The following is a 14,952-nucleotide window of genomic DNA, read 5'->3' as shown; positions in this document are numbered from 1 at the left end:
TGCATGATCGCTGATCCGATTCGCCTCGCCGTCGTCGGCCTGGGCGCCATGGGCACCCGGATGCTGACGGCGGCGCAGGCCCATCCCGGCTACACCGTGGTCGCGGGCGTCGACGTCGCACCCCGCACGCTCGACGTCCCGGTCGTCACCTCGCTGGACGACGTGCTGTCCGATGTGGACGCGGTGTACATCGCCACTCCGCCCGCCCTGCACGCCGAACTGACGCTCAAGGCGTTCAAAGCCGGCAAGGCGGTGTTCTGCGAGAAGCCGCTCGCGGTCGACCTCGACGAGGCGCGCGCGATGGCGGCGGCCGCTGAAGGGCTGCCGAACGCGGTGAACTTCGCGTTGTCGGACATGGTCGCGACGGTCGAGATCGAACGGCGGCTGCCGGAGCTGGGCACGCTGCGGGGCGTGGAGATCAGGCTGCAGTTCCCGCGCTGGCCACGGGCGTTCCAGGCGGAGGCGGCGTGGCTCGCGCGGTCCGAGCAGGGCGGGTTCGTCCGAGAGGTGTTGTCGCACTTCGTCTACCTGACCGACCGGTTGCTCGGGCCGCTGACGGTGGAGTCCGTGTCCTCGGACTTCCCCGAGGCCGGTGCCGCCGAGGTGGCGGCACGCGGCGTGCTGCGCGGGACCGGCGTGCCGGTGCACGTGTCGGCGTTCTCCGGACTGGCCGGGCCCGAGGTCTACGAGTGGACTGTGTGGGGCACCGAACGCTCGCTGCGCCTGGACCAGTGGGCTGATCTGTCCATTTCGGACGGTGGTGGATGGGAGCCGGTGCCGCTCAAGCAGACCGGCTCGGACTACTCGCGGCTGACGCTGTTCGCGCAGGCCGTGCGGGGAGAGCACCCGCGCGACCTGGCGGACTTCGCGAGCGGGCTGCGGGTGGCCCAGGTGATCGAGGCCTTCCTGCGCTAGTGCGAAAAAGCGTTTGACCGTGTTCGGCAGGATCGACGAAATGGGGATCTTGTTCGTCACGCTGTCAGGACATGGCCACGTCACGCCCACACTCGCGGTGGTGGAGGAGCTGGTGCGACGCGGCGCCGAAGTCGAGTACGCGACCGGCCCGGAACACGCGGAGGCGGTGATCGGGGCCGGTGCGCGCTGGGTGGAGCTGCCAGGGCTGCCCGAGTTCCGGCCGGCCACCGCCAACCCGATCGACGAGTGGTTTCCGCACTACTTCAGGGCGATGGTCGCCATCTACCCGCTGCTGCTGGAGCGCTGTGAGACTGATCGTCCTGAGTTGATCTGCTACGACTCCACGAACTGGCCCGCGCGGCTGGTGGCGCACAAGCTCGGCATCCCGGCGGTGCGCACCCTCCCGCACACAGCCTCGAACGAGCACTACACGTTGATGGACTCGAGCCTCGCCAGGTTCATCGCGGACGATCTCGCGAAGTTCGTGGCGGCCAACGACGTCGAGCTGGACATCCCGAGCACGATCGAGGCGCCGGAGGAGACCAGCGTGGTGTTCGTGCCGCGCGAGTGGCAGCCGTTCGGGGAGACGTTCGACGAGTCGTTCCACTTCGTCGGGCCGGTGCTGGGCAGCCGGCTCGACGAGGAGTGGGCACCGGCGCGCACCGACCTGCCGCTGGTGTTCGTCTCGCTCGGCTCGGTGCTGAGCGACGCGAACTTCTACCAGGCGTGCAAGGACCAGTTCCGGGACGGCGGCTGGCAGGTCGCGATGACCGCGCGCGAGGTCGAGCCGGCGGAGAACATCGAGGTGCGGCCGTGGTTTCCGCAGCCGGCGGTGCTGAAGCACGCCGCGGCGTTCATCAGCCACGGCGGCATGAACTCCACAATGGAGGCTCTGCACGCGGGCGTGCCGCTGGTGATCGTTCCGCAGACGCCCGAACAGGCCGCCAACGGCGACCGCGTGGCCGAACTTGGGTTGGGCGAACGGGTCGACGACCACGCGGACCTGCGCGCGGCGGTGGAACGGGTGGCATCGAGCGGCACGATCAGGTCCAATCTGGACCGAATGCGTGCCGCCATCGATGCCGGTGGCGGCGCGGCACGCGCCGCCGACGTGATCCTCAGCCGAGCACTTCGCGGAGCTTGACGCCGAACTCCTCCGGCTTGCCCGCGTAGCCGAACTCGCCGCCCATGAACCCGCCGTGGTGGCTGGGGAACACGACAGCGTCCTGGCCGAGCAGCTTCGCGGTGTGCTCCGCGGTGCGCCCGGTGAAGGTGTTGCCGGTCTCCTCACCGACGGCGATCACGACACGGGTCGGTGCGGCGGCGAGGGCGTCAGGCTTCACCTGGTAGTCGGTGATGGCGAGGGAGTCGCGGGACAGCAAAGGGTTGTCGCGGTTGCCGTCGTCCTCGGTGGGCAGGCCGAACTGCGCGGGGTCGGCCGGTGGCTGGGCGAAGTACTCGTCGGTGAACTCGCCCTGCCACGAGGTCATCGCCATGAACTGCGCCATGCCCGCGCCGAACCCGCCGGCGAAGAAGGCGTCGATGAAACCGTCACGGGCACGGCGGGCGGCGTCGGAGTCGGGCAGCACGCCGAGGAGCGGCGGTTCGTGTGCGACGAGCGTGACCACGTCGTCCGGATAGGACGCGACGAGCTCGAGCGCGGTGACCGCACCACCGCTGGACGCGAACAGGTCGACCGGGCCGCCGACCGCCTCGATGATCGCGTGGATGTCCGCGGCCTGCAGCTCGGGCCTGGCCTCCTTGCTGCCGTCCGAGCGGGTGCTTCTGCCGAGCCCGCGCGGGTCGTAGGTGATCACTGTGCGGTCGGGGAACTGCGCGCGCAGGGCGGTGAAGCCGGACGCGTCCATCGGCTGGCCGATCATCATCAACGGACGGCCGCCCTCACCGTGCACGTCGTACGTGATGGCTGCTTTGTCGGTTTCCAAAACATGTGTCGCCATGGATTTCTCCCCAGTGGAGTCGGGTCTGAGCAGCCTAGTCACACACGTGAACCCGGATGGGCTAACAGGCCGATCGACCTGCATGTATTCGGCTGTTATGAAGATCGGATGAAACGGATTGCAGTGGTGACCGGCGGCGGCACGGGCATCGGCAAGGCGGTGGCGGCCCGGCTCGTGCAGCAGGGCCTGGACGTGGTGATCACGGGACGCCGGGAGGACGTCCTGAAGGCGGCGGCCGAGGAGATCGGTGCGCGCGCGGTGGTGTTCGACGCGGCCGACCCGGACGCGGTGGAGGCGGCACTGAGCGATCTGCCGGAGTCGGTGGACGTTCTCGTCAACAACGCAGGCGGCAACATGACTCGCCGTCTGCCCGCGCCGCAGAACCTGGCGGACGTGCGGAACCTGTGGCTCGCGAACTACGAGTCGAACGTGATCAGCGCGGTGCTGGTGACGACGGCTCTCGAGCCGCGGCTGGCCGGCAACGCGCGGGTCGTGACGCTCGGCTCGATCGCCGGGCGCAGGGGATCGGGGGCTTACGGCGCCGCGAAGTCGGCGGTCGAGGCGTGGACGGCGGACCTCGCGTTCGCGTTGGGCGCCAGGGGGATCACGGTCAACGTGGTGTCGCCGGGCGTCACCGAGGACACGGAGTTCTTCGGCGGCACCCTGAGCGAGGAACGGCGCAAGAAGCTCGTCGGCAACCCGGCCAACGGGCGCGCGGGCACGCCGGAGGACATCGCCGCGGCGATCACCTTCCTGACGTCGCCCGAGGCCGGGCACATCACGGCGCAGGTCATCGGGGTGAACGGCGGAGCCGGGCTCGGACGCTGAACCCGATCACCGCCAGCAACACGACGAGCAGCGCGATCCAGGAGAACTCGGCGAGGTAGTGCTCCGCCGCCTCGCCGACGAAGTAGACCGCTGCCGTCGTGCCACCGGCCCACGCGATGCCGCCAGCTGCGTTGGCCAGGAGGAACTTCCCGTAGTGCATGCCCATCGTGGCGGCGAGCGGACCGGACAGGATCCGCAGCAACGCCACGAACCGGCCGAAGAAGACCGCCCAGGCGCCGAACCTCGTGAACAGCGCCTGGGCGCGGCCGACCTTGTCCTCGCTGAAGTGGCTGGGGAACTTCTCGCCCGCCCACCCGAACACGCGCGGCCCGAACCGCTTGCCCAGTGCGTACCCGATGCTGTCGCCGATGATCGCGCCCGCCGAGGCGCACACGCCGACCAGCACCGGTGAGATGCCGTCGTGGTGTGAGGCCATGAGTGCGGCGGTGACGAGAACGATCTCGCCCGGCAACGGGATTCCGACGCTCTCGATGCCGACCACCAGGCCTACGACGAGGTAGACCAGCAGCGGCGGGATGGTGTGGAGCCACTCGGTCAGCACTCTCGCGATCTTCCCCTCAGAGCGCTCTCCGTGCCAGCTAAGGTGACGATCACCGGCGTGAGGGGGCGGTGTGGCGTTCGGTGTGCTGCTGCGGCAGTGGCGGCAGCGGGCGGGATTGAGCCAGGAAGCGCTCGCCCAGCGCGCTGCGGTCGGCATTCGCACGGTTCGCGGGTTGGAGACGGGCGAGCGGACCGATCCGCGCATGGGCACCGTGCGGTCGCTGGCCGACGCGTTGGAGCTGACCGGCGCAGAACGGGCCGAGTTGTTCGCCGCTGCCGGACGTGACGAGCCCTTGCCCGTTGAACCCGCGAGGTTCGACCCGCTGGCTGAGGCCGCGGAGACCTTGAGGGCAGCGGTCGAGGCCCGGTGGCGCCGCGAGGAGGAGCAGCGGCAGATCCACGACCCGGTGCCGCTCCCCGTGACCTGGGATCCAGCACCTGTGGACCTGCAGGACAGCTGGCTCAACATCGGCGGCGAGGTCGAGCTGTCCGGACGTCTCGACCAGGTCGTCGAGACCTATCGCAGGGTCGGGTCACGACGGCTGGTCGTGCTGGGGCGAGCCGGATCCGGGAAGACGGTGCTGACCACGCGGTTCGTGCTCGATCTGGCGGGCGACGGGCCGGTGCCGGTGATCTTCGGGCTGGGCTCGTGGCATCCGGAACGGGCCGGGCTGCGCGACTGGATGGCCGAGCAGCTCATCCGCGACCACCCGTTCCTCGGGGCGCCGGGGCCGAGCGGTGGCACGTTGGCGGCGGCGCTGGTCGATGCGCAACGCGTGCTACCGGTGCTGGACGGGTTCGACGAGATCGCGGCCGGGTTGCACCGGCCGGCGCTCAACGCGTTGAACACCACCACTCTGCCGTTGCTGCTCACGAGTCGTGTGGACGAGTACCGGGACGCGGTCGAGGGCACGGACGTGTTGACGTCCGCTGCTGCGGTGGTGCTCAACGACCTGACGTGCGACGACTTGGCGGACTACCTGCCGCGGACCACGCGCAAGAACGTGTGGACGCCTGTGCTCGACGAGATGCGCAACGGCGGTGTGCTCGCGAAGGTGCTGACCACGCCGTTGATGGTCGCTCTCGCGCGGCGAATCTACAGCGATACGCCGGACCACGACCCGTCAGAGCTCCTCGGCTTCCACGACGCCGACGAGATCGAACGACACCTGCTCAGCAGCTTCGTACCGGCTGTATACGGGTCGTATACCGAACGTGTGCAGCCCTACCTCGGCTATCTCGCCGATCACCTCACGAAGCTCGGCACCCACAACATCGCGTGGTGGCAGCTCGGCACCTCCTCGGTGGTGACCGGGCTTGGTATCGGCACGACGGTAGGCGCCGCCGACTTCGTGGTCGAGGCCGTCGTCTTACGGGCGCTCACGGTCCGAGGGTTGTTGTTCGCGGTGATGATCGGTCTGGTCACCGGGCTGTTGTTCGGGCTGGCGCATTGGTGGGTGGTCCGGGCGGCGCCACTCGAGCCCGTGCGGACGCGGTTGCGCCTGCGCGGACGGGTCGGGCCGTCGGTGTGGCGGCGCGGTCTGGTCGGGCTGGCGTTCGGAGGGGCGGCCGGCAGCGCGTACGGGCTGGTGCGGGCGATGGCGTTCTGGCTGGTCGAGCCGGGACACGAGATGACCTGGGACGTGCTGGTCGACATCGGCGTCTTCGGGTTGGTGTTCGGGGTCGGCGCCGGAGTGGTGTTCTGGCTGGTCGCCGCGCTGGAGGCGCCGCTCGACCTGCGCTCGGCGGGGAGTCCTGGCGACCTGCTCGAAGCCAACCGGCGGCATGTGCTCGGACTGATGGCGTTGTTCGTGCCGGTGTTCGCGGTGTTCGTCGCGGCCACCACCGGGCTCGTGGCGGGCGGGCTGACGGCGTTGCGGTTCGAGGCCTCGTGGAGTCCGGCGACATCGTTGGTGATCGGCCTCGTCGGCGGCATCGCCGGTGGGCTGTCGTACGTGCTGAGCCTGACCGCGTGGGGGCAGTGGGTCGTCTTCGCGCGCGTGTGGCTTCCACTCACCGGGCGCCTTCCGTGGCGGCTTCAGGCGTTCCTGGACGACGCGTACCGGCGTGGTGTGCTGCGGCGAGCGGGAGCGGTCTACCAATTCCGGCACGCGAGGTTGCAGGAATACTTCGCGCGTTTGCGCTGATCAGACCGACCGGCCAGATGTGGCCGGTCGTCTGGCCTGTCCTTCGTTTGGCCCGACTGTGATCGTTTTCGACGTGGACGCGATCAACTGGGAGGCGTACAGCCATGAAGAGCTGTACCGGATGCTGTGGCAGGACGCAGACGTCGCGGATGTGAGCACGGTCGCCGACGAGTGGACGCGTCACCGCGAGGCGCTGGACACCCACGCCGCCGTGCTGAAGGAGCAACGGGCCGCGTTGCTCAACGACTGGCAGGGCGCGGCGGCCGAAGAGGCGGCGGCGAGGCTCACGAAGCTGGCCGAGCGGATCGAGAAGATCAGCGAGTTCTCGGCGGCGGGGGAGAAGGCCGCGCAGGACGCCGCTGATGCGTTGGCGGCTGCACGAGTCGCCATGCCGCCGCCACCGAACGACGCGACGATGCCGGCGTTCGCGGGGCTGCCGAGCGCACCGGCACCCTTTGCGCCCGCGCCCTTCACGCTGCCGAGCGCGCCCGCTCCGATGACCCTGCCGAGTGCTCCGACGATGCCGTCGGGCACGACCTCTGGCTTCTACTTCTACTTCGGTGCGGCGTCGGCTGACCAGCAGAAAGCCGACGCCGTCCGGGCCATGCAGACCTACGAGTCGAGCCTGAACGGCAGCGGGCGCCTGATCGACAACGCCCAGGGCACCATTCCGCAGCAGGCCGCCTCACCGATCAGAGCCCCCGCAGCGCCGTCTCCGGTCAGAACGCCCAGCTCGGGCGGCGTGCCGTGGCAACGACTCGTGAGCGGCGGCTCGGCCGGAACGACTCGCGGCCCGGTGATCGGGGCCGCCGCTCCGGTCAGCCAGCAGACCCAGCTCAGCCCCGGCATGCGCGCAGGTGTGATGGCCGGGCACGGCATCGGGCCGATGGCGATGAGCTCGACCGTCACCGAGTCTCGTTCCGCCGCCCAGGGCTCCGGCATGGCACCGGGAGCCGGCGGCGCGCGCAAGGACGACGACCAGGAGCACGAGAACCAGATGCCCACGCTCGACCACGGCCTGTTCGTGGTGAACGACCGCGTCTCGCCTGCCGTCATCGGGGAGGAGCAGTGAACGGATACGAGGTCGCTCCGGAACAGCTGCAGGACCGGATCAAGACCCTGACCAGGCTCGCCGAGCTGACCGGTGACCTGGTGGCGACCGCGAGCAGGCTGGCCGAGCGCCAGCCGTTGCTCGGCACCGCCCCACCCGCCCAGGACCTGTCGAAACGGCTCAAATCGGCAGGGTCGGGGCTCGCGGGCGAGGTCGGCGCCGCCGAACGCGAGGTGCGCGCGTTCCAGCAGATGCTGGCGGAGATCAAGACCACCTACACCGAGACCGACGCCGAGCAGGCCCGAAAGGCGGCTCGATGATCGCCTTCGATCTGGTGGAGATGGACCTGCTCGCCACCCACGCCGGGGTGCGCTGGCCGTTCCCGCTGCGGGTGCCGTCGTTCGGGAAGCTGGCGAGTGAACGCGCAGAGCTGCTCGCCGAGGCCGGCCACGGACTCCAGGCGCGCGGACTCGCCGAACCTCACGGTCCGACGGGCATGGCGCGTGAACTCGTCACCGCACTGCACGAGCACACGGCCGTGGTCGATCTGGTGGTGCCGGGAACGGGTGCGGTCGCGATGGTCTACGGCGACAGCGCGCTGGTGTGCACGCAGCACGAGAGCACGGTCCGTGTCGCGCACGTCGAGTCGGAGACCGTGGGCGAGGAACTCGTGGCGTTGGTGCCGGAACTGAGGCCCGCACAGCTGATGCCGATCACCCTGCCGCCCGGCGCGGCACTTGACCTGGAGGTCACCGGGCAGGGCCAGGCCGGGGTGGTCAAGGGCGGGCAGCGGCAGGAGGTGTCCTGGTTGGACAGTGTCGGCGGCCGGGTCAGGGTCGACGTCGGCAGTGACGGCTGGGTCAGCGTGAATCCCATGCGCCACAACGACATGGTGCGCATGATCGGTGAGCTCGCCGCAGTGGCGCGAGCCTAGAAGAGGGGGAGAAGTGGATCCAGCACAGTGGCTGGCGGACTACCAGGAACGCCTGGAACGAGTGGCCTACAGCGCTCGCAGTGCCAGCGCCAGCCTGGCCGAGGTCGGAGCGAGCGCGACCTCACCGCGCGGCGAGGTGACTGTGAGCGTCAACGCGGGGGGTGTGCTCGGTGATGTCGCTCTGACGCCCGCCGCGCGCAAGCTCGACGTCGACACGCTCGCGATGCTGATCGTCAGCACCGCGCGCGAAGCGCAACGGCTGGCGGGCGCGCGCATGGCCGAGGTCATGTCGAGCTACCTCGGCGAGAGCGACGCGTTGCACCAGATCACCTCGCATCTGCCGGAGGCCGTGCGATGACGTCGTTCAACGTCGACCACGAGCAGTTGCGCCAGCACGCGGCAACGCTCGCCGGCTGTGCCGACCAGCTCTCGGCCACCGGAACCGGGCTGCCGGACCAGATCGGCCAGGACTCGCTCGGCTCGTTCGCCCAGTTCCTCACCGCGGGACTCGGCAGCGCGATGGGGGAGACCCTCGACGCCTTCGCACAGATCGCGTCCACAATGGACAAGGTCGGCGCGGGCATGCGCGAGACGGCCGATCTCTACCAGCGCACCGACGACGACAATGCCGCAACTGTGGTGGGAGCCGGCCGATGACCACAGCAACCGACGCGGGCACGATCACCGAGCTGCTCAACGAGCTCCGCACCACCACGCGCGCCATCGCAGGTGACGAGTGGCTGACCCAGGACCTCGCCGGCTCGCCGAAAGCCGACATCAGCGAACTCGGCTCGAACGGGAAACCGTTGCAGGCCTTGGACAGCGCTGGCGTCGGCTTCCTCACGCCGATGATCTCGTTCCTGGACGAGCCGCTGAACCAGCTGCGCGGCAACCCGGACGGCGTGCAGCAGGGCGCGGGCGAGTTCGAGAAGGCGGGCAAGGCCGCCACGAACCTCGCCCAGGACTACCAGGACAAGGCGAAGAGCGAGACCAGCGGCTGGTCCGGCCAGAGCGCCACGGACTACGCCAAGACCGGCAAGCAGCTCGTCGACGGCGTCATGTCCGTCGCCGAGACCGCCCTGACCAACGCGAGCGCGCTGATCAAGGCGGGCCAGGTGGTCGCGCAGGTCGTCGCCGAGGTCACCAGGCTGATCACCGAGGCGGTCGGCAAGATCGTGCCGATCATGACCCAGGCGATCGCGGCGGCCCCGGCGACGTTCGGGCAGAGCATCGCCGTGGCCATCCCGCAGTGCGTGCAGATCGCCGTCGAGTGCGGCACGCAGATCGCCGCGAAGATGGGCGAGCTGCTGGCCAGCGGCGAGAACCTGATCAAGCTGGTCGAGGGCGCGCAGGCCGTGCTCAAGATCGTCAAGCAGGCCATGACGGTCATCGGCGAGCAAGCACAGGGCACCTCGGCAAAGCTCCCGACAGCTAAGTGATGAAGGGAACCTTCATAAACCTCAAGTTTATGAAGGTTCCCTTCATCGAGATCATGAGGTCAGGAGGGCGCGGGCCAGGGCGGCGGTTTCGGATGGAGTTTTGCCCACCTTGATGCCGACCGACTCCATGGCCAGCTTCTTGGCCTCCGCCGTGCCCGAGGACCCCGAGACGATGGCGCCCGCGTGGCCCATCGTCTTGCCCTCGGGCGCGGTGAAGCCGGCGACGTAGCCGACGACGGGCTTGGACACGTTGTCCCGCACGAACTCCGCGGCCCGCTCCTCCGCGTCGCCGCCGATCTCGCCGATCATCACGATCAGCTCGGTCTCCGGATCCGCCTCGAACGCCGCGATCGCGTCGATGTGCGTGGTGCCGACGATCGGGTCGCCGCCGATGCCGACGCACGTGGTGAACCCGAAGTCCTTCAGCTCGTGCATCAGCTGGTAGGTCAGGGTTCCCGACTTCGACACCAGCCCGATCGAGCCCGGCTTGGTGATGTCGGCCGGGATGATGCCCGCGTTGGACTTGCCGGGACTGATGATGCCGGGGCAGTTCGGCCCGATGATCCGCGTCGACTTGCCCTGAGCATGTGCCCAGAACCGTGCCGTGTCGTGGACCGGGACGCCTTCCGTGATCACCACGGCCAGGCCGATGCCCGCGTCGACCGCTTCGATCACCGCGTCGCCGGTGAACGCGGGTGGCACGAAGAGCACCGACACGTTCGCGCCGGTCTTCTCCATCGCCTCGGCGACCGTGCCGAAGACCGGCAACGAGGTGTCGTCGAACGCCACGGACGTACCGGCCTTGCGCGCGTTCACACCGCCCACGACCTGAGTGCCCGCGGCGAGCATGCGCCGGGTGTGCTTGGAGCCCTCCGACCCGGTCATGCCCTGCACGACAACGCGGCTGTGCTCGTCGAGGAAGATCGCCATCAGGACTCCTTACCTGCGCCGGCGCCGGCGAGCGCGGCGGCACGGCCGGCCGCGTCGTCCATCGTGTGCGCCACGGTGATCAGCGGGTGTCGTGCTTCGTCGAGGATGCGGTGGCCTGCTTCGGCGTTGTTGCCGTCCAGCCGCACGACCAACGGCTTGTCGGCGCGGTCACCCAGCAGCCCGAGTGCTTGCACGATTCCGTTGGCCACCGCGTCGCACGCGGTGATGCCGCCGAACACGTTCACGAACACGCTGCGCACCGACGGGTCCGAGAGAATCACGTCGAGCCCGTCGGCCATCACCTGGGCCGAGGCACCGCCGCCGATGTCGAGGAAGTTCGCGGGCGCGGCACCGGCCAGTGCCACTACGTCCAATGTGGACATGACCAGACCCGCGCCGTTGCCGATGACACCGACCGTGCCGTCGAGCTTGACGTAGTTCAGGCCCTTCTCGGCCGCCCGCACCTCGAGCGGGTCACCCTCCGCGCCTGAATCGGTGCGGGAGTGCCGGAAAGACGCGTTGTCGTCGAGCGTCACCTTGCCGTCCAGCGCGAGGATCTTGCCGGACTTGGTGAGTGCCAACGGGTTCACTTCCACCAAAGTCGCGTCCTCGGAAACGAAGACCTTCCACAAAGCGGAAGCGACGGCGTTCACCTGGTCGGCGATTTCCGGTGAAAACACGGCAGATGCGTCGAAAGCCGAAGCTGGCATTCGAGTGATCGAGTCGGCCATCTCCTCGATCTCCATGCCACCGGTCGCCGACGCCATCGCGATGAACGTCCTGTTGGCACGGTCGAGGAGGAACGAGATGTAGTACTCCTCGGCGATCTCGCTCGCCTCGGTCACCAGCACCTTGTGCACGGTGTGGCCCTTGATGTCCATCCCCAGGATGGCCGATGCCGCTGCGAAAGCTTCGTCGGGCGTCGAAGCGAGCTTGATGCCGCCCGCCTTGCCGCGCCCGCCGGTCTTCACCTGAGCCTTCACGACCACTGTCCCACCGATGGAAGCGGCTGCCTCGCGCGCGGATTCAGGAGTGTCCGCCACGAGACCACGCGGAACGGGCACTCCGTAGCGCTCGAAGACGTCCCGCGCCTCATGTTCGAAAAGATCCACCGTCTACGTCCTCTCGCCGAAAACTTGCGGCCATCTATGGACATCCGGTTGGTAGCGGAGTAACGATATGCCTACCTCATACGGTATGCAATCTACAGTCGAGCGCTAAGGGGCTGATCGCCGGTGACGAGTTCCGCGGAGGCTGGGTCGGATTCTGGGTCGATCTCTGGAGGCCATTTGGTCGCCAAAGCGCTCAAGGCTGAGGGCGTCGACACCATCTTCACGCTGTGCGGTGGACACATCATCGACATCTACGACGGCTGCGTGGACGAGGGCATCGCCGTCGTCGACGTCCGACACGAACAAGTAGCCGCGCACGCCGCGGACGGCTACGCACGCATCACCGGGAAGCCTGGCTGTGCCGTGGTGACCGCGGGTCCGGGCACCACCGACGCCGTCACGGGTGTCGCCAACGCCTTCCGCGCGGAGAGCCCGATGCTGCTGATCGGCGGCCAGGGTGCGTTGAGCCAGCACAAGATGGGCTCACTGCAGGACCTCCCGCACGTCGACATGATGACGCCGATCACCAAGTTCGCCGCGAACGTCCCGCACACCGCCCGCATCGCGGACATGGTGTCGATGGCGTTCCGCGAGGCCAACGCCGGTGCGCCCGGCCCGTCGTTCCTGGAGATCCCGCGCGACGTCCTCGACGCGAAGGTCCCCCTGAGCACGGCCCGCATCCCGCAGGCAGGCCACTACCGCGCCTCCACGCGCAGCGCCGGTGACCCGAGGGACATCGAGAAGCTCGCGGACCTGTTGGTGCACGCCAAGAAGCCCGCGATCCTGCTGGGCAGCCAGGTGTGGACCACTCGGGCCACGGACAGCGCGATCGAGCTCGTCCGCACCCTGAACATCCCCGCCTACATGAACGGCGCGGGTCGCGGCACCCTGCCTCCCGGCGACCCGCACCACTTCCAGCTGTCGCGCCGCTACGCCTTCGACAACGCCGACGTGATCGTCATCGTCGGCACCCCGTTCGACTTCCGGATGGGGTACGGGCGCAGGCTTTCGCAGAACGCGACGGTCGTGCAGATCGACCTCGACTACCGCACGGTCGGCAAGAACCGCGACGTCGACCTCGGCATCGTGGGCGACGCGGACCTCGTTCTCTCCAGCGTGACGCAGGCCGCGTCCGGTCGCGAGGACAACGGCGCGATGGGCCGCAAGGTGTGGCTGGAGGAGCTGCAGGCGGTCGAGGAGCAGTCGCGGCAGAAGCGCTCGGAGCACCTGCGTTCCGACGACATGCCGATCCACCCCTACCGCCTGGTGAGCGAGATCAACGACTTCCTCACCGAGGACTCCATCTACATCGGTGACGGCGGCGACGTGGTCACGTTCTCCGGCCAGGTCGTGCAGCCCAAGTCGCCCGGCCACTGGATGGACCCAGGTCCACTCGGGACGCTCGGCGTCGGCATCCCGTTCGTGCTCGCGGCCAAGCTCGCGAGGCCGGACAAGGAAGTCGTCGCCCTGTTCGGCGACGGCGCGTTCAGCCTCACCGGCTGGGACTTCGAGACGCTCGTCCGCTACAACCTGCCGTTCGTCGGCATCGTCGGCAACAACTCGTCGATGAACCAGATCCGCTACGGCCAGGCTGCCAAGTACGGCCTCGAGCGCGAGCGCGTCGGCAACACGCTGGGAGACGTGAAGTACGACCAGTTCGCCAAGATGCTCGGCGGTTACGGCGAGGAAGTGCGCGACCCCAAGGACATCGGCCCGGCGCTGCAGCGCGCCCGCGAGTCCGGCAAGCCCTCTCTGATCAACGTGTGGATCGACCCCGATGTGTACGCGCCCGGAACCATGAACCAGACGATGTACAAGTAGGTGAGATGACATGGCCAAGGCACTGGAGGGCGTCAAAGTCCTCGACATGACGCACGTGCAGTCCGGACCGTCGTCGACCCAGCTGCTCGCCTGGCTGGGCGCGGACGTCATCAAGCTGGAGACGCCGGGACGTGGTGACATCACCCGCGGCCAGCTGCGCGATCTGCCCGATGTGGACTCTCTCTACTTCACGATGCTCAACTGCAACAAGCGGAGCATCACGCTCAACATGAAGTCTCCTGACGGCAAGGAGGTCTTCGAGAAGCTCGTCGCGGACGTCGACATCCTGGTCGAGAACTTCGGACCTGGTGTGGTCGAACGCTTCGGCTACCCGTGGGAGAAGCTGCAGGAGCTGAACCCCGAGCTGATCTACGCGTCGATCAAGGGCTTCGGGCCCGGCCGCTACGCCGACTTCAAGGCGTACGAGGTGATCGCGCAGGCCATGGGCGGCTCGATGAGCACGACCGGGTTCGAGGAAGGCCCTCCGCTCGCCACCGGCGCGCAGATCGGCGACTCGGGCACCGGCATCCACCTCGTGGCGGGCATCCTCGCCGCGCTGTACCAACGCACGAACACGGGTCGTGGGCAACGCGTCCAGGTGGCGATGCAGGACGCGGTGCTCAACTTGTGCCGGGTGAAGCTGCGCGATCAGCAGCGACTCACCCACGGGCCGCTGGGGGAGTACCCGAACGAGCAGTTCGGGGACGAGGTGCCCCGCTCCGGCAACGCATCCGGTGGTGGCCAGCCCGGCTGGGCGGTGCGCTGTGCCCCCGGCGGCCCCAACGACTACATCTACGTGATCATCCAGCCGGTCGGGTGGGCGCCGCTCACCGAGCTGATCGGCAGGCCCGAGCTCGCCGAGGACCCCGCCTGGGCCACGCCCGAGGTGCGGCTGTCCAAACTGGACAAGGCGTTCGCGCTGATCGAGGAGTGGACGGAGAAGCACACCAAGTGGGAGGTGATGGACAAGCTCAACGCCCACAACATCCCGTGCGGACCCATTCTGTCCACAAAGGAGATCATCGAGGACGAGACGCTGGCCGATCTCGGCACCGTCGTCGAGGTCGAGCACCCCGAGCGCGGCAAGTTCAAGACCGTCGGCAACCCGCTCAAGCTCTCCGACTCGGAAGTTCCGGTGCAGCGTCCGCCGCTGCTCGGTGAACACAACGACGAAGTGCTCGGCTCCCTCGGCTACAGCGCAGAACGACTGGCCGAGCTCCGCACCGCAGGCGTCATCTAATCCTCTTCAGGGA

At 68.5% G+C, this 14,952-nt stretch carries 16 protein-coding genes; 12 read left to right on the top strand and 4 right to left on the bottom strand.

All coding sequences use genetic code 11. From position 1 onward, the window contains the following. The first annotated feature begins 3 nt into the window (after positions 1-3). Positions 4-915 (top strand): Gfo/Idh/MocA family protein, encoded by a 912-nt coding sequence (locus UK23_RS04855; RefSeq protein WP_045310132.1) that lies wholly within the window; start codon positions 4-6, stop codon positions 913-915. Between the two features lie 40 nt (positions 916-955). Continuing rightward, positions 956-2,059, top strand: coding sequence for a macrolide family glycosyltransferase (locus UK23_RS04850; protein ID WP_045310184.1), 1,104 nt, complete (start codon positions 956-958; stop codon positions 2,057-2,059). Here the strand turns inward: UK23_RS04850 and UK23_RS04845 are convergent. Continuing rightward, positions 2,034-2,876 carry an alpha/beta fold hydrolase gene (locus tag UK23_RS04845; RefSeq protein WP_045310131.1) on the bottom strand — a complete coding sequence of 281 codons (843 nt, stop codon included), beginning with the start codon at positions 2,874-2,876 and terminating at the stop codon, positions 2,034-2,036. The two genes, UK23_RS04850 and UK23_RS04845, sit on opposite strands and share 26 nt — an antisense overlap. Before the next feature lie 108 nt (positions 2,877-2,984). Between UK23_RS04845 and UK23_RS04840 the strand changes: the two genes are divergently transcribed. Beyond that, the gene (locus UK23_RS04840; protein WP_045310130.1) at positions 2,985-3,704 is read left to right on the top strand and encodes an SDR family NAD(P)-dependent oxidoreductase; all 720 of its coding nucleotides are present in this window, start codon (positions 2,985-2,987) and stop codon (positions 3,702-3,704) included. On the opposite strand, the gene UK23_RS04835 is transcribed toward UK23_RS04840, so the two are convergent. Then, positions 3,667-4,266, bottom strand: coding sequence for a DedA family protein (locus UK23_RS04835; RefSeq protein WP_045310129.1), 600 nt, complete (start codon positions 4,264-4,266; stop codon positions 3,667-3,669). The two genes, UK23_RS04840 and UK23_RS04835, sit on opposite strands and share 38 nt — an antisense overlap. A gap of 70 nt (positions 4,267-4,336) precedes the next feature. Between UK23_RS04835 and UK23_RS04830 the strand changes: the two genes are divergently transcribed. The 7 genes from UK23_RS04830 to UK23_RS04800 all read left to right on the top strand — a co-directional run bounded on the left by UK23_RS04830 (position 4,337) and on the right by UK23_RS04800 (position 9,836). After that, positions 4,337-6,412 carry an XRE family transcriptional regulator gene (locus UK23_RS04830; protein ID WP_045310128.1) on the top strand — a complete coding sequence of 692 codons (2,076 nt, stop codon included), beginning with the start codon at positions 4,337-4,339 and terminating at the stop codon, positions 6,410-6,412. Between the two features lie 73 nt (positions 6,413-6,485). Further along, on the top strand, positions 6,486-7,484 hold the full coding sequence (locus UK23_RS04825) for a hypothetical protein (RefSeq protein ID WP_231114374.1): 999 nt from the start codon (positions 6,486-6,488) through the stop codon (positions 7,482-7,484). Next, positions 7,481-7,783 (top strand): hypothetical protein, encoded by a 303-nt coding sequence (locus tag UK23_RS04820; protein WP_045310127.1) that lies wholly within the window; start codon positions 7,481-7,483, stop codon positions 7,781-7,783. The genes UK23_RS04825 and UK23_RS04820 overlap by 4 nt, the downstream gene beginning before the upstream one ends. Beyond that, positions 7,780-8,397 (top strand): ESX secretion-associated protein EspG, encoded by a 618-nt coding sequence (locus UK23_RS04815; RefSeq protein ID WP_045310126.1) that lies wholly within the window; start codon positions 7,780-7,782, stop codon positions 8,395-8,397. The genes UK23_RS04820 and UK23_RS04815 overlap by 4 nt, the downstream gene beginning before the upstream one ends. Before the next feature lie 13 nt (positions 8,398-8,410). Then, positions 8,411-8,755 (top strand): YbaB/EbfC family nucleoid-associated protein, encoded by a 345-nt coding sequence (locus tag UK23_RS04810; protein WP_045310125.1) that lies wholly within the window; start codon positions 8,411-8,413, stop codon positions 8,753-8,755. After that, a complete protein-coding gene (locus UK23_RS04805) occupies positions 8,752-9,054 on the top strand; it encodes a type VII secretion target (protein ID WP_045310124.1) in 303 nt (100 codons plus the stop codon). The genes UK23_RS04810 and UK23_RS04805 overlap by 4 nt, the downstream gene beginning before the upstream one ends. Next, positions 9,051-9,836: a hypothetical protein gene (locus UK23_RS04800; protein WP_045310123.1), complete on the top strand. Its 786-nt coding sequence runs from the start codon at positions 9,051-9,053 to the stop codon at positions 9,834-9,836. The genes UK23_RS04805 and UK23_RS04800 overlap by 4 nt, the downstream gene beginning before the upstream one ends. A 51-nt stretch (positions 9,837-9,887) precedes the next feature. On the opposite strand, the gene sucD is transcribed toward UK23_RS04800, so the two are convergent. After that, a complete protein-coding gene (sucD, locus tag UK23_RS04795) occupies positions 9,888-10,766 on the bottom strand; it encodes a succinate--CoA ligase subunit alpha (RefSeq protein WP_045310122.1) in 879 nt (292 codons plus the stop codon). Further along, on the bottom strand, positions 10,766-11,878 hold the full coding sequence (sucC, locus tag UK23_RS04790) for an ADP-forming succinate--CoA ligase subunit beta (protein WP_045310121.1): 1,113 nt from the start codon (positions 11,876-11,878) through the stop codon (positions 10,766-10,768). The genes sucD and sucC overlap by 1 nt, the downstream gene beginning before the upstream one ends. A gap of 123 nt (positions 11,879-12,001) precedes the next feature. Here sucC and UK23_RS04785 point away from each other — a divergent pair, with 123 nt between their 5' ends. Continuing rightward, a complete protein-coding gene (locus UK23_RS04785) occupies positions 12,002-13,699 on the top strand; it encodes a thiamine pyrophosphate-binding protein (RefSeq protein ID WP_045310120.1) in 1,698 nt (565 codons plus the stop codon). Between the two features lie 10 nt (positions 13,700-13,709). Next, positions 13,710-14,939, top strand: coding sequence for a formyl-CoA transferase (gene frc, locus UK23_RS04780; protein ID WP_045310119.1), 1,230 nt, complete (start codon positions 13,710-13,712; stop codon positions 14,937-14,939). The last annotated feature ends 13 nt before the right edge of the window (positions 14,940-14,952 follow it).

The sequence above is a fragment of the Lentzea aerocolonigenes genome, assembly GCF_000955955.1.
Taxonomy (GTDB): domain Bacteria; phylum Actinomycetota; class Actinomycetes; order Mycobacteriales; family Pseudonocardiaceae; genus Lentzea; species Lentzea aerocolonigenes_A.
Note: the sequence above shows the minus strand (reverse complement) of the source record. Positions and strands in the feature narration are given on the sequence as shown.